The organism is Desulfotignum phosphitoxidans DSM 13687, from assembly GCF_000350545.1.
Classification (GTDB): domain Bacteria; phylum Desulfobacterota; class Desulfobacteria; order Desulfobacterales; family Desulfobacteraceae; genus Desulfotignum; species Desulfotignum phosphitoxidans.
Genome location: NZ_APJX01000003.1, coordinates 462,353 through 483,974, shown reverse-complemented (window position 1 = coordinate 483,974; position 21,622 = coordinate 462,353). Strand labels below are relative to the sequence as shown.

Annotated in this window: 22 protein-coding genes; 7 read left to right on the top strand and 15 right to left on the bottom strand. The window is 53.5% G+C overall.

Annotation, left to right across the window (positions count from 1 at the left end):
* The first annotated feature begins 11 nt into the window (after positions 1-11).
* Entirely contained in the window at positions 12-476 is a 465-nt protein-coding gene (locus DPO_RS09665; RefSeq protein WP_006965678.1) for a hypothetical protein, read from the top strand.
* A gap of 61 nt (positions 477-537) precedes the next feature.
* On the opposite strand, the gene DPO_RS09660 is transcribed toward DPO_RS09665, so the two are convergent.
* Together DPO_RS09660 and DPO_RS09655 are read right to left on the bottom strand one after the other, a co-directional pair.
* The gene (locus DPO_RS09660; RefSeq protein ID WP_006965677.1) at positions 538-1,395 is read right to left on the bottom strand and encodes a cytochrome c3 family protein; all 858 of its coding nucleotides are present in this window, start codon (positions 1,393-1,395) and stop codon (positions 538-540) included.
* Between the two features lie 137 nt (positions 1,396-1,532).
* Positions 1,533-2,495, bottom strand: coding sequence for a dimethylarginine dimethylaminohydrolase family protein (locus DPO_RS09655; RefSeq protein ID WP_040011739.1), 963 nt, complete (start codon positions 2,493-2,495; stop codon positions 1,533-1,535).
* A 247-nt stretch (positions 2,496-2,742) separates the two neighbouring features.
* On the opposite strand from DPO_RS09655, the gene DPO_RS09645 reads away from it, so the two are divergent.
* Positions 2,743-3,498 carry a phytochelatin synthase family protein gene (locus DPO_RS09645; RefSeq protein WP_006965675.1) on the top strand — a complete coding sequence of 252 codons (756 nt, stop codon included), beginning with the start codon at positions 2,743-2,745 and terminating at the stop codon, positions 3,496-3,498.
* A gap of 119 nt (positions 3,499-3,617) precedes the next feature.
* Here DPO_RS09645 and oah read toward each other — a convergent pair whose 3' ends face one another.
* From oah to DPO_RS09625, 4 genes are all read right to left on the bottom strand, one after another.
* Entirely contained in the window at positions 3,618-4,754 is a 1,137-nt protein-coding gene (gene oah, locus DPO_RS09640) for a 6-oxocyclohex-1-ene-1-carbonyl-CoA hydratase (protein WP_006965674.1), read from the bottom strand.
* Between the two features lie 79 nt (positions 4,755-4,833).
* On the bottom strand, positions 4,834-5,583 hold the full coding sequence (locus tag DPO_RS09635; RefSeq protein WP_006965673.1) for an SDR family NAD(P)-dependent oxidoreductase: 750 nt from the start codon (positions 5,581-5,583) through the stop codon (positions 4,834-4,836).
* A gap of 39 nt (positions 5,584-5,622) precedes the next feature.
* Positions 5,623-6,735, bottom strand: a complete 1,113-nt coding sequence (gene had / locus DPO_RS09630) for a 6-hydroxycyclohex-1-ene-1-carbonyl-CoA dehydrogenase (RefSeq protein WP_006965672.1) — start codon at positions 6,733-6,735, stop codon at positions 5,623-5,625.
* 90 nt (positions 6,736-6,825) lie between these two features.
* Positions 6,826-7,005, bottom strand: coding sequence for a DUF2080 family transposase-associated protein (locus tag DPO_RS09625; RefSeq protein WP_006965671.1), 180 nt, complete (start codon positions 7,003-7,005; stop codon positions 6,826-6,828).
* A gap of 267 nt (positions 7,006-7,272) precedes the next feature.
* Between DPO_RS09625 and msrB the strand changes: the two genes are divergently transcribed.
* The 5 genes from msrB to DPO_RS09600 all read left to right on the top strand — a co-directional run bounded on the left by msrB (position 7,273) and on the right by DPO_RS09600 (position 11,452).
* A complete protein-coding gene (gene msrB, locus DPO_RS09620; protein WP_006965670.1) occupies positions 7,273-8,403 on the top strand; it encodes a peptide-methionine (R)-S-oxide reductase MsrB in 1,131 nt (376 codons plus the stop codon).
* Positions 8,404-8,518: 115 nt separating this feature from the next.
* Positions 8,519-9,007 (top strand): DUF3795 domain-containing protein, encoded by a 489-nt coding sequence (locus tag DPO_RS09615; protein WP_006965669.1) that lies wholly within the window; start codon positions 8,519-8,521, stop codon positions 9,005-9,007.
* A 1-nt stretch (position 9,008) separates the two neighbouring features.
* Complete coding sequence (locus DPO_RS09610; RefSeq protein WP_006965668.1) at positions 9,009-10,271, top strand: glycosyltransferase family 4 protein; 1,263 nt, start codon at positions 9,009-9,011, stop codon at positions 10,269-10,271.
* Positions 10,272-10,447: 176 nt separating this feature from the next.
* The gene (locus DPO_RS09605) at positions 10,448-10,639 is read left to right on the top strand and encodes a type II toxin-antitoxin system HicB family antitoxin (protein ID WP_006965667.1); all 192 of its coding nucleotides are present in this window, start codon (positions 10,448-10,450) and stop codon (positions 10,637-10,639) included.
* A 471-nt stretch (positions 10,640-11,110) separates the two neighbouring features.
* The gene (locus DPO_RS09600; RefSeq protein WP_006965666.1) at positions 11,111-11,452 is read left to right on the top strand and encodes a P-II family nitrogen regulator; all 342 of its coding nucleotides are present in this window, start codon (positions 11,111-11,113) and stop codon (positions 11,450-11,452) included.
* Between the two features lie 138 nt (positions 11,453-11,590).
* Here DPO_RS09600 and DPO_RS09595 read toward each other — a convergent pair whose 3' ends face one another.
* From DPO_RS09595 to DPO_RS09555, 9 genes are all read right to left on the bottom strand, one after another.
* A complete protein-coding gene (locus DPO_RS09595) occupies positions 11,591-12,583 on the bottom strand; it encodes an electron transfer flavoprotein subunit alpha/FixB family protein (protein WP_006965665.1) in 993 nt (330 codons plus the stop codon).
* A gap of 2 nt (positions 12,584-12,585) precedes the next feature.
* Positions 12,586-13,443, bottom strand: coding sequence for an electron transfer flavoprotein subunit beta/FixA family protein (locus DPO_RS09590; RefSeq protein WP_006965664.1), 858 nt, complete (start codon positions 13,441-13,443; stop codon positions 12,586-12,588).
* A 31-nt stretch (positions 13,444-13,474) separates the two neighbouring features.
* Positions 13,475-14,617 (bottom strand): acyl-CoA dehydrogenase family protein, encoded by a 1,143-nt coding sequence (locus DPO_RS09585; protein WP_006965663.1) that lies wholly within the window; start codon positions 14,615-14,617, stop codon positions 13,475-13,477.
* Positions 14,618-14,649: 32 nt separating this feature from the next.
* Positions 14,650-15,771, bottom strand: coding sequence for an iron-containing alcohol dehydrogenase family protein (locus tag DPO_RS09580; protein ID WP_006965662.1), 1,122 nt, complete (start codon positions 15,769-15,771; stop codon positions 14,650-14,652).
* A gap of 140 nt (positions 15,772-15,911) precedes the next feature.
* Positions 15,912-18,014 (bottom strand): (Fe-S)-binding protein, encoded by a 2,103-nt coding sequence (locus tag DPO_RS09575; RefSeq protein ID WP_006965661.1) that lies wholly within the window; start codon positions 18,012-18,014, stop codon positions 15,912-15,914.
* A 44-nt stretch (positions 18,015-18,058) separates the two neighbouring features.
* Positions 18,059-19,018 carry an electron transfer flavoprotein subunit alpha/FixB family protein gene (locus DPO_RS09570; protein ID WP_006965660.1) on the bottom strand — a complete coding sequence of 320 codons (960 nt, stop codon included), beginning with the start codon at positions 19,016-19,018 and terminating at the stop codon, positions 18,059-18,061.
* A 29-nt stretch (positions 19,019-19,047) separates the two neighbouring features.
* The gene (locus DPO_RS09565) at positions 19,048-19,830 is read right to left on the bottom strand and encodes an electron transfer flavoprotein subunit beta/FixA family protein (protein WP_006965659.1); all 783 of its coding nucleotides are present in this window, start codon (positions 19,828-19,830) and stop codon (positions 19,048-19,050) included.
* A gap of 51 nt (positions 19,831-19,881) precedes the next feature.
* Complete coding sequence (gene fdhD, locus DPO_RS09560) at positions 19,882-20,757, bottom strand: formate dehydrogenase accessory sulfurtransferase FdhD (protein WP_152427619.1); 876 nt, start codon at positions 20,755-20,757, stop codon at positions 19,882-19,884.
* Positions 20,758-21,021: 264 nt separating this feature from the next.
* On the bottom strand, positions 21,022-21,621 hold the full coding sequence (locus tag DPO_RS09555) for a 2Fe-2S iron-sulfur cluster-binding protein (protein WP_006965657.1): 600 nt from the start codon (positions 21,619-21,621) through the stop codon (positions 21,022-21,024).
* Position 21,622 lies beyond the last annotated feature (1 nt).

The window sequence follows — 21,622 nt, the reverse complement described above, 5'->3', positions numbered from 1 at the left end:
GAGTCGCTGATATGACATCTGACATGAAACAGATTATCGTTCCTAAGGAAAACGCGGTTTTCTGGATGGATAAAAACGGTATCTGGCATAATGAGCACGGCAAATTTGAACACCCCAAAATTATCGCTTATTTTCATAAATCCATCCGCAAAGACAATCAGGGATATCACGTCTATCAGATCCGGGACGGATGCGAAGAAAAAGTGTATTTTCCCTATGAAGACACAGCCCTGTTTGTGGTGGACTTGAAAGACAACCAAACCCTGGTTTTGAACACCACAGACACCCTGCCCCTGGACCCGTCCCAGCTGTTCACCCGGGACGACAGCCTGTATATTGACACCCCTGAGCACTGCATCAAATTCGGCCAGCGGGCATTGATGAAACTGGCCCGTCTTCTGGAAGAAAAAGAGGACCGCCTGTATGTGGTGCTGGACGGCAAAGCCCATGAAATCCGCCAGGAGCCGTCCGCCTGATGCGATAATACTGCCGGCAGTCAGTCAACCGGTCTTAAAAATTTCCCGGGCCCGTATGGTATCAATGACATTCAATGCAGGCCACGGGTCCGGCGGCGGGCAGTTCTTCCGCATCCGTGATACCGGCGTCCATAAAGGCATTGCGTTCCTGCTGCAGTTCCCTGTGGCACGGCAGACAGGTGTTGTGATAGGCGGCCAGGTAATAGTACACATTGGCCGGGTCTTTTATGTTCCTTGTGGAGGGATCCGGCTCAAACTGATCGTGACACCCTTCGGTCATGCAGCCTTCCACCTCACCTTCCCCATACCAGTCATGGTGGCACAGCTGGCAGGAATAGTCGAAATGGGCCCCGTGGGGAAATTCAACTGCGGCCCGTCTGGCATCCACCTCTTCGGGCGGGGCAATGGTCAGGTTGCCCGTGGGAACCGGCAGCATTTCAATGTCATGGACGGGTTCGGCATGGGGCTCGGGATGACATCCGTCACAGTCGATGGGACCGGTGTAAAAGCGGGTCATGCCGGCAGCCTTCTGGGATTTCATCTCCTCACGATGGCAGTCCCGGCAGGTCTGATGATAGGCCCCGGCCAGGGATTTGATCCGTTTTTCTCCCAGGGGCGTGGTACCGGGAGGGGCCGCCCACAGATTTTCATGACATCCGGAGGTGGCACAGCTTTGCACCTCGCTGTAACCATCCCATTCATGATGGCAGTCCTTGCAGGAATAGGCAAAATGCAGAGAATGAGGAAACACCACCGGTGACAAGGCAGGTTCACGTTCCGCATCAGGCGGGGCTGAAAGGGTCATGGTGCCGGTGGGCAGCATGAGCTGTTCCGGGTCTTTATCAGCCAGTACCAGAGCCTGTCCCGGTATAATTATCAAAGCCACAACCCAGCAAACCAAACGTGCATATGATTTCATCGTGCTCCTCCCGTATGTAATATTCCTCAGAAATGGGGTTCTTTTTTTAATGTCACCTGATCTATATAAATTGTTGGCAACAAAATCAATATATAATCGCGGGTTTTTTGTGAATCACCGGAAAAACCGCCTGTTTTTCATATTTCTCTGTGCAGAATCCCGGTCATGCATCCCACCGCACCATTGGCTTTCTGAAGCTCATCCACGGGCACGGGAATGCAGTGAATGCCCTGGTTTTCATATCCGGCAACGGTTTTTGGATTTCCGGCCGGCAGCATGATCTTTTTAGGTCCCAGCACCACAAAATTAAATGCCATACGGGACAGGGCCTCGGCTTCACTGGGCAGGGATCTTACCTGGAACCCCCGGTCTTTCAGAGCCGTGACCAGGGCATAGGGGGTCCGGCGGGGCCAGACAAACGCCAGATCTTTGTCCACAATCCTCAGCATGCCCATGAAGTGCATGGTGCCGAAGGGCAGATCAAACGCCAGGGTGGTGATATCCATTTCCGACAACAGGGAGGTGATCTGATCGATGGCGGCCTGATTGGTGCGCAGTCCCCGGCCGATGACGGCCGTGGCGGGATCCAGCCACATCAGGTCCGCGCCTTCGAATGTGGCCGTGCCGGTCAAGGTCTTGAGCACAGGGATTCCCAGCATGCCCAGAGTCCGGGCCACCCATCGCTCCTCTCCGGCCCGGACCGTGGAGGCCGGCCGTGCCAGAATCGCCCCCTGGGGGGTCATGGCCACCAGGTCCGCACAGTACAGCTGGTTGGGCAGAACCGGCGCCTGGGGCCCGGGTGTCAGCATTTGAACCTCAACCTGGTTTTCCCGGTAAATCTTTACCATGCGATCATGCTCTTGCCCGGCTTTTTGAACATCCAGGGGTTCTGCCAGCTGGCATGCGTTGGCCTGATCCCGGGACACGGACAGCTCGGGCCCCGGCCGATGCACCAGCACGGTTTTCAATGGTTTCCATTCGCTGTCCAGGCCGCAGCCGGCCCAGATATCCCCGATTTCCATGGCATGGCTCCGGATTCTGGGAGACCAGCCCTGTCCGCCAAATGCGGCAGTATCAACGGCATTGTTCTTTGTCTGCATGAATTCCCTTTTTTCTTATGACAACGCGTCATCAAAACTCTGTCCAGCCAGGCCCGTTTCAGGCAATGGCACCGGTCACACCAGATGGATCCTGCCACCCGTGTTTACCCGGCCTGTGGAAATATTGCAACCGCAAAATGAAAGTAACCTGGATATTGCCATCTTGTCTATTGACAAATCATGGTTTCAGAATCACTTTGACGGATATTGATTTGATGCAGGCCCATGAAAAACCAGAGAAAAACCGATGAAAATATTATTTTATCTCATGCGCAGTGTGTTGTATCTGCGGTTTTTTTTCCATAAACTCACGGCCACGGGGTCATTTGGCCGTTCCCGGGCCCGGCGGGAACCCCTGGCGCCGACAGGTCAAAGCAATCCGGTCAAGGCAGGGCTTTACCGCCATTATGTCAAACAGTTTCATGAATCCTCCTGTTCTGTGGCATCAGTGGCATGTGTGGTGAATACCTTACTGGAAAATCAGGGCCGATTGCCCCAAAAACCGGTGACCCAGCAAGACCTGTTGAATCGCGTGACTGCAGCGCACTGGAAGGAAAGAATGGGGCCGGACGGATATCAGGGACGGCGGGGACTGCCTTTGCCCGTGCTGGGCCAGGTGGTGAAAGCCAGCCTGGATGAGTTCCAGATCGATTACCAGGACATCCAGGTTGTTCAGGCCACCCGGGACCCGTCCAACGCTGCGGATTTCTGTCAGACACTCAAGTTTCGGCTGGCGCAATTTGACCGCTTTGGTGACGGTATCATCATTGCCCATTTTGATCAGGGCAGCCTGGTGACGGATTTGAACATTCCCCATATCTCACCCGTGGGGGGATTTGATCCGGACACGGGGGATGTGACGATCCTGGATGTGGATTCCTCCCAGCCATATCCTTACACGGTATCTTTCAACCGGTTCTATCGGGCCGTCTCAACCCACTACCTGCATCTGTTCCATCTGTTCGGTTACGGCCGGGGCGGGTATATTTATATCAAAAAATAGGGGTCAGGCTTGAAAATAGTGGGGATCAGGCCCGGCTCACTGCAACCAATCGCAATACCGGAACCTGACCCCGCCTACTTCACACTTAAAACTTCACACTTAAAACTTAAAACTTCAACCTATTCCTTGGGTTTGCCCATGACTTCGGCAAACATTTCCATATCCCAGTCACGGGCATCCGCCACGTTCTGACGGAATTTCAGGAAATCAATGGTGTCCTGGCCCGTGATCTTCTTGGTGTTGAAAGCACCGAAGCCCAGGAATGCTTCACCGCTCATGTTGGCAGCCAGCCAGTGGCGGTGATCGTTTTTCATGGTATCCCAGAAAAATTTCTTTTTCTGGCGGACATCTTCAATGGATTTCACGAGACACGCCGGGAACAGGTTGGCAAACCGCCAGACGATCTTGTCCACTTCCTTGTCCAGCAGCTCGAAATCCGCATTGGCCTGGTGCTGTTTCAGCAGGGCCTTGCCTTCTGCCAGGGCATCCCCGGTTTTGTACTCGCCATACACGATTTCGCCGTCTTTGATATAGTTATCGGTTTCAATCATGGGGTTTCTCACCCATTGGCCGTCGATTTTCAATACGGGCACCACCTTGGAGATCATGCCTTTCATTTTCATCTTATAGGCAGACCACATTTCACAGGACACACAGTTGTACATGGCATCTTCCATGGTCAGAAACCAGGGCAGGAAATCAGATGATCCGCCGGCAGGCGAAGATCCGTGTTTGGGGCCGGCCTGCCCGAAAATGGCCAGGTCGGATGAAATGGCCAGGTCACAGGCCAGACCGATCTCCTGGCCGCCTGCCACGCGCATGCCGTTGACCCGGCAGATCACGGGTTTGTGGCAGCCTAAAATGGCATCCACCATGTGATTGAACAGCTCCATGTACTGGCCGTATTCATCCGGGCGTTTTGAATAGTATTCCGAGTATTCCTTGGTGTTGCCGCCGGTGCAGAACGCATAAGGACCCACCGCAGTAAACACCGCGGCAATGACGCTTCTGTCCAGGGAGGCGTTTTCAAACCCGGCGATCACGCCTTTGACCATGTCCGTGGTATAGGAGTTGAACTGCTTGGGGTTGTTCAACGTGATCCAGGCCACATACAGACCTTTTACCTCTTTGCCGGCCGGGTCGGTCAGGGGTTTTTTCTCAAAAATCACCCCCGGGGCCTCATTGCTCCAATAGGGATTTCTATGCAATGAATGATCTTTGGCCTCATTGTCTCTGGGCATCCACTCTAATGCCATGGTTCCTCCTTGTTCTTTTTGTTATTTAAAATCGTTTCATTCAAATCTTTATCATTATTTGTCCGGACAAATGGCGTGATTATCCGATATATCCGCCATCCACGCCCAGCACCTGCCCGGTGATATAGGACGCGTCACCCGAGGCCAGAAACACAAAGGCCGGGGCAATCTCTTCCGGGTCGGCAAACCGGCCCAGCTGAATCCGGCCTTCATAGATTTTGCGCAGCTTTTCATCGGACTGAAGTTTGCCCGTCATTTCGGTTTTGGTGATGCCCGGACAGATGACGTTCACGGTGATGTTGTACCGGCCCAGCTCCCGGGAGGCGGATTTGGAAAACCCGATGATCCCGGCTTTGGCGGACGCATAGTTGATCTGCCCGATAGTGCCGAAGATCCCGGCCGTGGAGATCACGTTGATGATCCGCCCGGAATTCTGTTCCTTCATGTGGCGGCCCGCGGCCTGGGTGGTGTTGAACGCGGCTTTCAGATGGATGTCGATGATGGCATCCCAGTCTTCTTCCTTCATTTTCAACAGCATGGACGGTTTGGACACCCCGGCGTTGTTCACCACGATATCCACGCCTCCCAGCTGTTTGACGCATTCTTCCACCATGTTCTGGGCACTGGCGTAAGAGGCCACATCCGCAGCCACGGCCACGCCTTTTCTGCCCAGTTTTTCGATTTCCGCCACGGTTTCTTTGGCTGCCGCGTCATTGGAATGGTAGTTCACCAGAACATCGGCGCCTTCTTTGGCGTAAAGCAGGGCGATGGCTCGTCCGATTCCACGGCTGCCGCCGGTGACAATGGCTTTTTTTCCTTCCAGTTTCATACACTCATCCTTGTCTTGTTAATAAATTGCGTTAAACTATTAAAAATCAGGTACCAGAACGATACGCTGATCAGGTGACTTTTTATGGGCTTCGTCAAAACTGTCGGCAATGGTGCTCATGGGGCGGGTCTGAACAAATTCTTCAAAATTGATTTTCCCGCTGGTGATCATGCTCAAAACGGATGGGTAGTATTCGGGCAGACATCCCCAGGTGCCGATCAGTTCCGCATCAAACGCCATAAGCCGGGAGATGGAGTATTCCACCTTTTGGGGACCAAAGCCCACCACCAGCATTTTACCGGTGAAACTCAACAGGGCCAGCCCGAGTTCCTGACCCGGCTTGGTGCCGGATACTTCAAAAATTTTCCAGCCATATCCGGGCAACCCTTTTTCCTTGCGATAGGCCTTGATCTCAGCCGACACTTCTTTGGGGGACTTGCCCATGGAGTTCACGGCGAAATCCGCCCCGTTTTTCAGCATGGTGTCCAGGCGTTCCTGGTTGATATCCACGGCAATGACCGTATCACACCCTAAGGCCTTGACAATCTGGACCATGTATTGACCGACCCCGCCGACTCCGATGACGATGGCATGATCGCCGACGGTCACATCGGCCCGTTTGGCCGCCTGAAAGGGGGTGGTGGCGGCATCCGCAACCACGGCCAGTTTTTCCAGAGGAATATCTCCCCGGTGGGTGACCGGGCACAGGTCAATGGCCGGGACCGGGATATGGGATGAGAATCCCCCGTAAATCCCCATGGAATTTCCCGGCATTTTCTGGGCCAGGCACCGGTTGCCCCGGCCGGTCTTGCACAAATAACATTTGCGGCAGGGCATGACCGCGGGAATGATGACTTCCTTGCCGATCCATGCCTTGACGTCGTCTGCCGCATCCACTACGATTCCGGAGATTTCATGACCCAGGGTCAATGGAGGTTTGTTCACCGTGGGAACCCCCTGATAAAAATAGCCCAGATCCGTATGGCAGACGCCGCACCCGGCCACTTCCACCAGCACATCCCCGGCTCCCAGTTCCGGCACGGGAATCTGGGTTTTTTCCAGTTTACCCGGGGTCACCTCGCCGGTTTCCCGGTCTTTTTTGAACGGCTGAATCATTTGCCATGTCTGAATGGTGTCAGGAACATTTCCCATTGTTTTCTCCTTTCTAGTATGTTGAATTCTCCATCAAAATGAAAAACAGTGACAGATCAAAACCCGTTGCATTGAAAGGGATGATCCCTGCTAACACTTAACCACTTTGACTTTTGTACCGATCCAGTCAGGGGGCAGGTACACCCGCCCGCTGTTGCCGCTGGAGTTCACCACCTTCTCGATCATTTCACGGCCGTAGATCTCGAATTTCACCTTGGTTTCCCTGTAATCGGATTCTGCCCCTTCCTGATTTTCATCTTTGTTTGCCATAATACCACGGACTCCTGTTTACAATCTTGGATGCAACTGATCATTCCAGCTGTTCCATAGATACTATTTAGATACATTGCAGCTACCTGTCAAGAAATTATTTGGGAAATTTAATTTTCCAGACATCCATTTTGGCTTTTGATTTTTTATCATTATTTGAAAACCGGCCCACCTGCCCGCCCTCCTTGTTTTCACACATTGCGTGGTTATATTAGTTTTTATTACGAATTGATATTTGATATGAATTTCTTTTGAAAGGAATATGCCATGAAACCCGATATTGCCATTATTATGATGTTCGTTACCATGATTCTGTGTCTAGGTGTTTTCGCATTTGCCGCCACGGCTGAATCACCACACAAACCCAACGGCAGACTGGCAATCGCCACCTTTGCCGGCGGATGCTTCTGGTGCATAGAAGCGGATTTTGAATCCGTGGAAGGGGTCAAAAAGGTGATCTCCGGATATACGGGGGGCCATGACCCGGACCCGGATTACCAGTCCGTGTCCTCCGGCACCACGGGCCATGCCGAAGCGGTCCAGGTATATTATGATCCGGATGAAGTATCGTATGAAACGCTTTTGACCATTTTCTGGCGCCACATCGATCCCACGGATGCTAAAGGCCAGTTTGTGGACCGGGGATCCCAGTACCGCCCGGAAATTTTTTATCACACAACCGATCAGAAAACACAGGCACTGGCTTCCAGAAAAGCCCTGGACGATGCCAACATTTTTGATAACCCCATTGTCACACCTGTCACCCGGTTTGAACAGTTTTTCCCGGCGGAAGACTATCACCAGGATTATTTCAAAAAAAACAAGCTTCAGTACAAGTATTATCGGATGGGATCGGGCCGGGATCCGTTTCTGAACCGGACGTGGAAAAACCGCCCCCTGGCGAAACCGCCGTTGCCTGCATCATCTCATGAAAGCAACCCCCAGTCTTCCGATGACCCGGTTCAATGGTCCAGACCTGACGACGACACCATCAGACAGCGGCTCACCCCGCTCCAGTTCAAGGTCACGCAGGAAAACGGCACGGAGCCCGCATTCAAAAATGCGTACTGGGACAATAAAGAACCGGGCATTTACGTGGACATTGTTTCCGGTGAACCCTTGTTCTCCTCCACGGATAAATTTGATTCCGGCACGGGCTGGCCCAGCTTCACCAAACCCCTGGTGACGGATCATGTGATTGAAAAAGCGGACAAATCCCTTTTCATGACCCGAATCGAGGTCAGAAGCCGGTATGGCGATTCCCACTTAGGGCATGTGTTTGACGACGGTCCCGCCCCCACGGGCCGACGCTACTGCATCAATTCCGCATCCCTGCGGTTCATTCCCACAGACCGGCTGGAATCGGAAGGGTATGGCCGTTACAGATCTCTGTTTTAAAAAAATATCCGGACCGGACCCGGATATTGTGGGGGATGGGTGTTGACTTCCAGGGGCGGCCCATCTAAATTAAATTCAGGCGTATGCCAACAATCCCTTTCCAAGGAGGCCTGATATGACAAATCCTGCGTTTGCATCCCCCTGCGGGCTTTACTGCGGTGTCTGTGCCATTCACATCGCCCACCGGGACCAGAATGAAAAATTCAAGGAAAGACTGGTTTCCTTATATAAAGGAAAAATCCCAGGCAAAGGCCTCCTGCCTAATTGCGAGAACCTGACCACCAAGGATATCCATTGCGACGGATGCCTGTCCAACAATCGGTTCATGCACTGCCGGCAATGCGATATCCGGGAGTGCGCTTTGGCCAAAGGAATTTCCGGATGTCATCTCTGCGATGACTTTCCCTGCCGGTTCATCGATGAATTTCCCATGACCGTGGGAAAAAAGGTGATACTGCGGTGCACGCCGCTGAGAAGGGAAATCGGCACCCCGCAATGGATGCAGGACGAAGAAGACCGATATTTCTGCCCGGAATGCGGCCACAAGGTCTTCAGAGGCGTGGTGCGGTGCAACCAGTGCCAAGCCGGCCTGAGCCTGGATTGAGATGAGAATCCTTCATATCATCAGCCAGGCCCCGGATTTCACCGGCAGCGGAAAATATATTCAGCAGGTCCTTGTTCAAAGCGCCAAAACCGGGCATGACAATTTTCTGGTGGCCGGGGTTCAGGGGAATTTCATACTGCCTGCCGGGCTGATTGAAGACAATCACTGCATCTTTATCCGGTTTGACGGCAAAGACCTGGATTTCCCCATTCCCGGCATGAGCGATGTCATGCCTTATGAAAGCCGGGTATTTTCACACATGGGATCCCGGGACCTGGCTGCCTATCACCAGGTGTTTGAAACAAAGATCCGGCAGGCACTGGAGCGGTTCCGGCCCGATATTATTCATACCCATCACCTGTGGATCGTATCCGCCATCATCAGGCGCCTCGCTCCTCGCATTCCCATGGTCACTTCCTGCCACGGCACCTGCCTGCGCCAGCATGTGCTGTGTCCGGAAATCAGCAAAAGGGTCACGGCGGACCTCAAACAGATCGACCATGTCATCGCCCTGAGCCAAACCCAGAAACAGGAAATCATCAAAACGATCGGGACAGACCCGACCCGCACCCATGTGGTGAGCGGCGGATACAATGATGCCTGCTTTTTCCATACCCCCAAGACCTTTGACGGGGTGGTGGAACTGGTCTATGCCGGCAAGCTCAGTGCGGCCAAAGGCGTGCCCTGGCTGCTCAGCAGCCTGGCGAAAATCCGGCACCTGCCCTTCCGGCTGCACCTGGCCGGCAACAGCAGTGACCGGGAAAAGGCCCGTTGTCTGGAATCGGCCGGCGCTTTAAAAGAAAAAGTGGTCTACCACGGACCGTTGAGCCATGACGACTTAGGCAAACTTTTGCGAACCGCCCATGTGTTTGTGCTGCCCTCGTTTTATGAGGGCCTGCCCCTGGTGCTGATGGAGGCCCTGGCCTGCGGATGCCGCCTGGTTGCCACGGCCCTGCCCGGGGTAAAAGAGCTGCTGGAACACGATGACAATCCCATGATCCGGCTTTTGGACCTGCCGCCCCTTGAAACCATCGATACCCCTTATAAATCGGATATGCCGCAACTGGCAAACCGATTGGCATCCGTTCTGGCACAAACCATCCAGGATGTTCAAGCCCATCCCGATCCGGACTGGGACTATGCCTGCACCAAAATATTTCCCTATACCTGGGAGAAAATATTTTCAAAAATCGACCGGGTGTACCAGCAGGCAGCAAATCGAACAGGCTATATCCGACCGGATGGCGATGATGTATCCGGGTAAAAGCCCTGGGCCAGCGGTTTGGGGGTTCTCCTGTGGTGTTTATTTAGTCTGCTCTTTTGTCGGGATCTATCACACCTCGTCTTCCAGAATTTCACATAGGGCTGTCAAAGATTTTGCATTGACAATCCAGTCATCCTTCAATAATTTATGATCAAAATCAAAATAAGGATTACCCGATGAAATTCACCCTAAACTACTGGATTGACGACGGCTGGTATATCGGCAAGCTGAAAGAAGTCCCCGGTGTTTTCAGCCAGGCAGAAACGCTTGAGGAGCTTAAAGAGAATATCGAAGATGCTTACAACTTAATGATGGAAGATGATTCAATCATACCCGCATCCGATATTCAAACAGCAGCTTGGAGTTGATTGATTTTTTGAGCAACCAACCGGTTGTTATCCCGGAAGGCTTCTGAAATGGGCACCCGCCACAGCGATGCCACCTTCTCCCACGGGATCTGTCCGGACTGCATGAAAAAGCTGTATCCCGATCACACAAAATCCGGCAGCAAGGACCCAGGTGACAAGGAAAGGAAATAAACCGCCTGGGCATCCCCAGGACCGGATTGCAAAGAGATGGGGCTTGGCCCGGACATCGTTTCAATCCCATTTGCCGAAAATGGCAGCGTTGCCAAATTCGGCAAATGCCGATGCATCCCGGGCGTTACCAGCAGGTATGTGATCGCACTGGAATAGAACAGTTGACATGCCTGCATTTCATTGATAAGGCTTTCATGATAACGAAACTCTGGTTGAGATTTTAGGGAGTTAAGATTATCCAATACCAGAAATTTTCCATGTCCTTTTTATATATGGTAACGGCCGAAAGGGAAAATCATCATGTATTTACTTGTGAATGTATTGGAGCAGACAGAACACCTCCCCACCATTCTCGAAGAATTTGCCGGATTGAATATTAAGGGATCGACTGTGATCAACAGTACGGGTATGGGGCGGGTCCTTATGCAAATCGGTGCCGCCACACCGGGCATCGAAGGGATTAAAAAAACATTGAGAAACATGGAACCATCAAACAAAATGATTTTCACGGTGGTTCGGGACAAAGAGACCCTTGAAAAAGCGATAGGTACCGTGAAATCTCTCTGCGGAGATCTTACTGAACCGGGAAAAGGGATATTGTTTGCACTTCCCTTGAGCTTTGTTGAAGGATTATCTGATTAAAAGATCGAACGGCGGATCTGATCCACCATGTCCCGGTCTCCCGGAATGGTCATGATTTCCTGCATGGCTTTATATTGATCCATGGACATCCGCACGGCCCTGGGAACCTTGTTCCGGGTAATGGCAACGGGGCTGCCGTCAGTTTCTGATCCGCTGCTTCAACGCCCGGATGATGCCGGAACAGGCCTGGTTGGCATCTGCCACCAGGGCCACATCCGCCAGTTTCATCATGGTGGCGTTGGGATTTTTGTTCACGGCCACGATGAACTTTGCATCAGCCAGGGCCGCCGTGTGCTGGATAGCGCCGCTCACACCGAAGGAAAACAGCAGCTTTGGACGGATATGCTTGCCGGCCTGTCCTACCATGGCGTCCGAAGAAATCCAGTCCGCATACACCACGGGCCGGGTGGCGCCGACTTCCGCGTTCAGCAGGGCTGCCAGATCAAACAGTTTTTTGAACTTGCCTTTGGATCCCATGCCCCGGCCGCCCGTGATGACAATGTCCGCGGTTTCGATTTTCCGGGCCCGGACCGGGTGCAGTTCTGATTTCAGGCACCGGACTCTGGGCCCCGGCATATGGTCCGGCAAAGGAATGGGAATTTTTTCGCCTTTGGCATCATTGTCATGGGGCAGTTCCTGAAACGTACCGGGCCGGATGGTGGCCATCTGGGGCCGGGCATTCGGCGTGATGATTTTCGCGATCAGGTTCCCACCGAATGACGGGGCGATCTGAACCAGTCGGCCTTTGTCATCGATATCCAGGTCAATGCAGTCGGCGGTCAGCCCGGTATTCAGCTGTTTGGCCACCCTGGGGGCGATCTCCTGACCGAACCGGGTGGCACCGACAAGCAGGGTTTCGGGCTGGAACCGTCTGACCAGGGCAGACAGCAAAAACGCATAGGATTCCACATTATATGTATTTAAAAACGGATCATCCGTGACATACACTTTTTGTGCGCCATGGGCGATATATTCCGCCACATATTCATCCACCCGGTCTCCGAACACCACGGCACACACCACGGCATCGGTTTTTTTTGCCAGGTCCGTGGCCCGGGCCAGAATCTGAAGGGTCACCCGGCTCTGAAAATAATTTCTGTAATCGGCCCATACCCAGATCTGTTTTTCCATGCTCATTTATCCTCTTCATGATCATGGGTTTTCAAGTCTTTGCCCATGGCACTGGAAATAATTTTACCATAATCGTCAAACAGGGTATCCACCATTTTTTTCACGGCCCCGGTCAACACCCGGCCCTTTTTTTCAGTGACCGGGGAATACACATCCATAATTTTTGTGGGCGAGTGCTTCAAGGCGTTGAACGCGTGGTCCAGGCCCAGGGCCCGGCTGTTCATCACCTGAATATTACCGGTGTTGAATGCGGCTTCCACACCGCCCAAAGCCACATACCGGGGGGTATACCGATCTGATTCTCCGGCATGGTCAATGGTCACCAGCCCGGGCAGGTCCATCTCCATGAGTTCCAGAAAATCATCCACATGCCGCTCCACGCGGATGCAGCCGTCAACCAGTTCCAGGCGCCGGGCATATCCGATGGCCGGAATGTCCAGATCTTCGGCCAGTTGCGGTCCGACCTGGGCGGTCTCACTGTCGCTGGACATGGACCCGCACAGGATCAGGCCGGCATCCGGGCAGTGATTTTTGATGAATTTTCCCAGAATCACGGCGGTCATGCAGGTGTCGGCCCCGGCCATGCACGGATCCGTGAGCAGCACGCCCCGGTCCGCCCCTAAAGCCCGGGCTTCATACAACACTTCTTCTGCCATGGGCGGGCCCATGGAAACGGCCGTGATGCTGACCGGTCCGGATGTGCGGTCCGCCTTTATCTGCAATGCCGCCTCCAACGCCCTCCGGGCTGCGGGATCCATCATGCCCTGGGCTGTTTCCCGCTTCAGGGTACCGGTTCTGGGATCCCAGGGCAGTTCAGAAACCATGGGAACCTGTTTGATGCACACAATAATATGTAACATGAAAATGCCTTTTGTCTGTGGGTTGCGCGAATCAGACCGGCCGGGTCAGCAGATCTCTGGCAATGACCATGCGCTGAATTTCACTGGTGCCCTCATAAATCTCTGTCACCTTGGCGTCCCTGAAATACCGCTCCACATCATATTCTTTGCTGTATCCGTATCCGCCGTGGATCTGCACGGCCAGATTCGTCACCGTACGGGCCGTGGTGCTGCAGTGGAGTTTGGCCATGGCAGCCTGGGCGGAAAAAGGCTGCCCTTTGTCTTTAAGGGCTGCGGCCCGGTGAACCAAAAGCCGGGACGCATCGATCTGAACCGCCATATCCGCCAGGTAATTCTGAATGGTCTGGAACCGGGAGATGGGCTGATTGAACTGCTGCCGGGCTTTGGCATAGGCCAGGGATTCTTCGAACGCGGCCTGGGCGATACCCAGCGCCTGGGCCGCAACCCCGATGCGGCCCGTATCCAGGGCCGTCAACCCGATTTTCAAACCCTGTCCCGGTTTTCCCAGGCAATGATCAGCAGCAATCCGGCAGTCTTCAAAAAACAGGGAAGCCACGGGGTTGGCCCGCATGCCGCACAGATCTTCAATTTCTCCGACACTGAATCCGGGGGTATGATTTTCAACGATAAAGACACTGGATCGGGCCGGGTCCATGTCTGATACGGCAAATACCAGAATCGTGCCGCAGATGCCCCCATTGGTCACAAAAATTTTGGTGCCGTTGAGCACAAAGCCCTGTTCTGTTTCCTGGGCCACGGTCTCCACCCCGCCGGCATCGGAACCGGCATTGGCTTCGGTCAGACAAAACGCGCCGATGCGCTCCCCTGCGGCCATGGGCGGCACAAACTGCTGCTGCTGTTCCCTTGTGCCGAACCGGAGGATCGGATAGATACCCACGCTGTTATGCACGGTGATACACAATCCCAGGGCGGCAGACACCCGGGAAATTTCCTCGATCACAATGGCATAGCTGATACTGTCCAGATCGGCACCGCCCAGGTGCATGGGTACCTGAAGCCCGAAATAATGCAGCGGTTTCATCTTTTCCATCAAATCGTCCGGAAATCCCGGGCCTTTGTCCATTTCCGCCGCCAGGGGCCGTATCTCGTTTTCAGCAAATTCCCGCACCGTCTTGCGGATGAGCTGATGTTTCATGCAAGGATTAAAATCCATACCCATTCCTTTGCTGTATGTTCCCGGAAAGGTTACGCCCCAAGGGCGGCTTCAAGGATATTTCGGTAGTCGGCCTGCCCTAAGTCCCTGGGATTGGATGCATTGGAGTTGTTCTTAAAAGACATGTCGGCAATCAGAGGAAACTGGTCAGATCCGATATCCAGGTCTCTGAAAGTCGGAATCTGAAGGGCCTTGGACAGGTCTTTGATTTTCTGGATGAACATTTTTGCCGCCTGGTCATCGGATACCGCATCAATGCCTGTGGTCCGGGCCAGGGCGGCCATTTTCCGGGTGCAGACCGGCAGGTTGTAATCCAGAACATGGGGCAGGAACATGGCATTGGCTACCCCATGGGGGATATCATACAAAGCACCGATGGACTCGGAGATGCAGTGCACCGCCGTGACATCGGCATTGCCGAATGCCAGGCCGGCCACCATGGAACCGTACATGAGATCTTCTCTGTGCCGGGCATTGTTCCGGATATCGGCAAACGCCTTTTCAATGGATCCCAGGATCAACCCCACGGCCTTTACTGCATGGGTATCGGTGATCAGGGTGGCCGGCTTTGCCAGATAAGCTTCCACGGCATGGGTCAACGCATCCAGGCCGGTAGCTGCAATCATGGGTGCAGGCAAAGTGGCGATAAGATCCGGATCCACGATGGAGACCGTTGGATACAGTTTGGGCCCCTTGATGCTCATCTTGAATCTGCGGTCCACATCCGTGATCACCGCTACCCAGGTGACTTCTGATCCCGTACCGCAGGTGGTGGGAATGGCCACAAATGGCAGAGGATCCACGGCATATTTTTCTTTGCCTTCATAATCCTGAATATTTCCCGGATTGGTGGCCAGCAGGGCCAGGGCTTTTCCCGCATCCAGCGGACTGCCGCCCCCTAAGCCGATCACAAGATCCGGCTTTTGCTGCCGCAGTTCACCTGCGATTTTGTTGATGGTATCGGATTTGGGGTTGGCTTCGATGCTGTCAAATACCGGCATTTTTCCCAGCTGGTCCAGTACCGGCGCAGCAAGCCCGGCTTTTACCACGCCCTTGTCCGTTACCAGGACCGGATTTTTCGCCGTAATCAGCGTTGAAAGTTCCTGGATCTGTCCGGGTCCGAAATACAAACGTGACGGCATATGATACTGCATGGATACCTCCCTGGATACAAATACAGGCAAAACAAAGACGGGTTTTTCCGTCTTTGTTTTGCCTGTGCTTTCCCTGTATATTGTTTATCTTTTATATGGTCTGTTTTTTGTCTGTCAGTCTGTCTGTCTGTCCCGGCTTTCTAAGCGAGATGTTCCGCCACCAGTTCAGCAATATCCCGGGTCTTGATATCTTCGTCCTTGTTGAGTTCCTTCATGCCGTCCTCGATCATGGTCAGGCAGAAGGGACAGCCCACGGCCACGGTTTCCGCATTTTCAGCCACGATCTCTTTAGACCGTTCCACATTGATGCGGGATCCGATGGTCTCTTCCATCCACATGCGGCCCCCGCCGGCCCCGCAGCAGAAACTTTCCGTGCCATGCCGCGGCAGTTCGTTCAATCCCTGGCTGGACAGGGTGTTCAACACATTTCTAGGGGCATCGTAAATCTCATTGTACCGGCCCAGATAACAGGGATCATGGTAGGTGAGCATGCCTGCCAAAAATTTTTTCACCCGGATTTTGCCATCCGCAATGAGCTGATTGATGAACGCACTGTGATGAACCACCTCATAGTGCCCCCCCATCTGGGGATAGTCATGTTTGAGGGTATTCAGGCAGTGGGGGCAGGCCGCAATGATCTTTTTCACGTTGTATCCGTTGAGCACCTCGATGTTTTCCGTGGCCATCATCTGATACATCATCTCGTTACCGGTCCTGCGGGCAAAATCACCCGTGCATTTTTCTTCCGTGCCCAAGATGGCAAAATCAACTTTAGCGGCTTTCAGAATCTTCACCAGGGCTTTGGACACCTTCTGGGTCCGGTCATCAAATGATCCGGCACAACCCACCCACAAGAGATACTCGGCATCCGGATGATCGGCCATGAGCTTGACATCCAGACCTTCGGCCCAGTCAGCCCGCTTGTCATACCCGATACCCCAGGGGTTGCCGTTGCGCTCAAGACCTTTGAAGGCCGTATTGAGTTCCTGGGGATATTCCCCCTGCATCAGGGTCTGTCCCTGGCGCATGGCAATGATCCGGGGCACATGCTCGATGGTCACTGGACACACCTGCTCACAGGCCCGGCAGGTGGTGCAGGCCCACAAGGTATCCAGGGCGATCACTTCTCCTACCAGGGCTTTTTCCGGTTTGAACACGGCCATCTTTTCCTTGGTTTTGGCATCTTTTTCCGCATCCCCGGTCAGGGTTTTGGCCAATTTTGCCCGAAGGATCAAATTGTCGGCATTGGCATAAAGTTCCGCTTTGAGGGTGTCATTGAAATCATGCAGATTCAACGGCTTGTCCGTGACATAGGTGGGACACACTTCCTTGCACCGGCCGCACTCCGTACAGGTATACAGGTCCAGTCCCTGTTTCCAGTTCAGCTGATGCAGGTGATTGACCCCTAAGGTTTCGTCTTCCCACACGGATTCATCCTCGAGATCCAGCAGCTTGATCTTGTCATGGGGATAATCCAGGCTTTTAAGGAATACGTTGGGTAAAGAGGTAATCACATGAAAATGTTTGCCTAAAGGCAGAAAATTCAGAAACGTGAGCTGGGTGATGATATGAATCCAGAACATCAACCCCATGACCCGTTCCATGCCCACGGCGGAAAAACCGGAAATCATGTTGCCGGCCAGAACCGTCACCGGGGTCCAGACAAATTCCTGCCCGAATGTCGGGTTGTTGAAATAGTGCAGGTCCCCGGGATTGCCGTAGGAGGCGATCAGGTTGAACCGGGCCCCGTCATACAGCAGGTCCGAGATCATCAACACTCCGATCATGCCCAGAACCAGATATGCTTCCCAGGTGTTGTGAAGCCGGGGCGGCTTGACCACCAGGCGCCGGTAAAACGCCCAGACCACCATGATCAGGACCACCCCTTCCATGATATCCTTCAAAGCGATGTACAGGTATCCCAGAACAGAGGATTCCCCCAGCAAAGGCAGCTGGAACCCGTGGACATATCCTTCGCCGTACAGGGTGATGGACCGGATGAGCAGAACACAGAATCCCCAGAAGATCAGGGCGTGCATGATACCGGCGGCCCGTTCTTTTTTCCGGCCCACCAGGCGTTTCTGGCCCAGGGCGATGATCACCATGTTTTTGAGCCGGTCTTTGATCCGGTTGAACCGGTCCGTCGGCTCCAGGGCCATGAGCAAAAGGATTCTCTGATACATGGTCCTGGCAAAAATGCCCAGGCCCACCACTAGCAAAAGGGTCATGAACAACGGACTCATATCTACCTCATGTACAAATTTCTAAGGTTCAGGGTTGCGGGCTGTTACGCCCGTATTTTTTTGATTTCTTCTTTCAGCAATGGTACCACATCAAAGAGGTCCCCGACAATCCCAAAATCCGCCACATTGAAAATCGGCGCTTCCGGGTCCTTGTTCACGGCCAGGATCACCTTGGACCCGTTCATGCCCGCCAGATGCTGAATTGCCCCGGAAATACCCACGGCAATGTACAGAGACGGGGCCACGATTTTTCCGGTCTGACCCACCTGCTTGTTGTGGGCCATCAGCCCGGCATCCACCATGGCCCGGGAAGAACCGAATCCGGCAGCCAGATCATCCGCCAGGGCCTTGACCATATCCACCCCGGTCTGATCCTTGGCACCGCGTCCCACGGACACCACGATATCCGCATCCGTCAGATCGATTTCACCGGATGCATCGGAAATCAGTTCCTTGATTTTGGCACGGGTATCGGTTTCCGGGGGATCCAGGGCGACCACGTTTTCTTTGCCTGCAATTTCCGGGTCCGCTTCAAACGCACCGGCCCGGACCACAGCCACCAGTTTCGGGGTGTTGACCTTCACCTTTTGCAGCACCTTGTTGGCAATGGCGGGACGAATGATCTGAACCGCATCCCCGTCAATGGTCACGTCTATAATTTCCGTGGCACAGGCGGCCTCCAGCTGCACGGCCACCCGGGGGGCCGCTGCCTTGCCGGTTTCGGAAAATCCAAACCACACCATATCGGCGTTGAATTCATTGGCCGCCTTGACAACGGCTGCGGCAAACGGGTTGGCGGAAAAAATCTCCAGGGAGGCATCCTCCACGATAAACTGGGTATCGGATCCGGCGGCGGCCAGCTGATCCGCCAGATCCTTCACCTGGCCGCCCACGGCCACAACAGCGGTATCCGCCCCCAAAGCCCGGGCCTTGGACAGCAATTCGGCAGTGCTCCCTTTGAGCTCCCCCTGTTTAATATCTGCAACTACAAGTATATTTGTCATGGTCTGTATCCTTCACGATTGATATGGGGTTATAACACCTTGGCTTCATTCACCAGCAGATCCACTACCTTGGCAGTGACTTCAGCGGGCTCACCTTCGAATTTCTGTCCACCTTTGCGTTTTTCCGTGGGCATGAATTCCACGATCTCGGATGTCGGGGCGGTCCCCCCCACGTCTTCAAAAGATGTCCCCAGCCCGGCCAGGTCCATGACATTGATCTTTTTCTTCTTGGCCATCATGATGCCCCGCATGGCCGGCAGACGGGGTTCATTGATCCCATCGCTCACCGTGATCACGGCCGGCAGGGTCACATCGAGAATTTCCGTGCCTGCATCCCCCAGTCGGGATACCTGGATATGGGAGTCATCCGTGACCTCGATCTTGATCACATTGCTGACGCAGGGAATGTTCAAAAATTGAGCCAGCATGATACCGGCCTGTCCCGCATCCGTGTCCTGGGCCTGCTTGCCCGTGATCACCAGATCATAGTCCCCTGCTTCATAGACTTTCTGAAGCACTCTGGCAAAGGTGGGAGAATCCGCTTTTGCCAGGGCCGGATCATCGATGTGGATGGCATTGTCGATGCCCATGGCATAGCATTTTCGAATGATATCCGTATTGTCCCCACTGCCCAGAGATACCAGCGTGGTGTCCGCCTTGTGGGATTCCTTGAGCTGAACCGCGGCTTCCACGGCATTCTCATCCCAGGCATTGATCACATACTGCAACCCTTTGTCCAGAATAGCGCCGTTCTCCACATGGATATTCAACTCCACGTCAACGACTTTTTTCACAGTTGTCAAGATTTTCAATGGTTCCTCCTCAGTATTTAAATCAGATTCGGGGGTAAGTCCTCCCAGGCTTCAGGAGATTCCCCGCATGTAATTGCTGTTGTGAATAAAACGGTGCTCACCGCATACCACCATGATCTGGTCTTCTCCGACAGGAAACGCCAGAGTCATGTTCAATGATTTTCCCATGGTCGCTGCCAGGGCCGTGGGCCGGGAATTGGAAATAATCACCGGAATCCGGGCCCGGGCCGCTTTCTGAACCAGTTCATAGCTGATCCGGGATGACAAAACCAGAATCCGGGCCCGAGCCAGGGTATGATCCAGAAACGCTTTGCCCACGGCCTTGTCCAGACCGTTGTGTCGGCCGACATCTTCGGCAAACGCCAGGGTCTCTCCATCAGGGCCGAACAGCAGGGCGGCGTGGGACCCCCGGGTCCGCTGGTAGAATTTCTGATTTTTGGACAGAGCGGCAATACAGGTCATGGCCCGGTCCAGGGACAGCTTGAATCCGTCCGGGGCCGGCTGCACCGAAGACTGAATGTCTTTGAGCATCTCTTTGCCGCAGATACCGCAGCTGGTCTGGCTGACAAAGCTTTTTCGCTTGAGCAGATGACCGATCTTATTTTTGCGCTCTTTTGTCAGCCAGATATCGATGACATTGGGATCCAGGTCGACATCATATCCGATGGTCCGGATATCTTCCGGCCGGTTCACCAGGCCCTCCCCCAGACAGAACCCGGCCGCATGCCAGATTTCATTGCCCGGGGTCCGCATCACCACGGAATAGGGGTGGTCCTCGATGCGGATCAAAAAAGGCTCTTCCCCGATCAGGTCCATGGAAATGGGATCGCAGGTGTCAGTATTGCACTCAAACACCCTGAACTGCTGGGTATGTCTTTTTTTGATATCCACCCTTTTTCCGATCCTTTTGTCCTGGATTATCGTCATAAAATAATTTTTCATTTTACCTGGTTTCCATCAAAAAGTCCATGCTTATGCACCAGGAAACACACGGTCCATTCATTCCTGCCGGCCACCCATCTATTTCAGGCCTTCATCGCTATTGAATTTTCTTACCACGAAGACCACGAAGAACACGAAGAAATAGTCTTTTCATATACTTCGTGTTCTTCGTGGTTTTAAACAATCAAATCAAAGTAATTTCATCCTGATATTCTGCACAACTTGCCGCATTTTTGAATCAACTGGTTATTAATTATGCCCTGCACCCGGAAACGTCATGGCCTGGGCATAGACAAATGCGGCCTGGAGATAGGAGGTGGGGCACAAGGGAAAGCACTCCTTGCAGTCATTGCAGTATTGGGCCGCAATTTCCGGTACAAAGCTGATCTCTTTGTTGATGCCCCGGTCCACGAATCCGATGGCATTTTTCCGGGCCACTTCCGCACAATACCGCACGCACAGGCCGCAGTGGATGCAAAAAGAAGGATCGCTTTCATACCGGTTGGGGTCTGCCCCGTAAACTTTTGCCAGTTCTACCAACTGAGGCGCATCCGGTGCATGGGCCATGAGCAGCTCAAGAATGGTTTTACGCAGCCGGTCCACTTTTTCAGACCGGGTTCTGACAATGATGCCGCCGGCTGCCGGGAATACGCAGGACACCACATACTTGGTCCAGCCCCGGTCCTCCACTTCCACGATACACAGCCGGCAGCCGCCGAACGGCTCCAGTTTTTCATGATGGCACAAAGTGGGGATATAGATCCCGTGTTTCCGGGCCACTTCCAGAACAGTCATGCCCGGAACCGCTGTCACGGTCTGTCCATCGATTTCAAATTGTATGTCACCCATG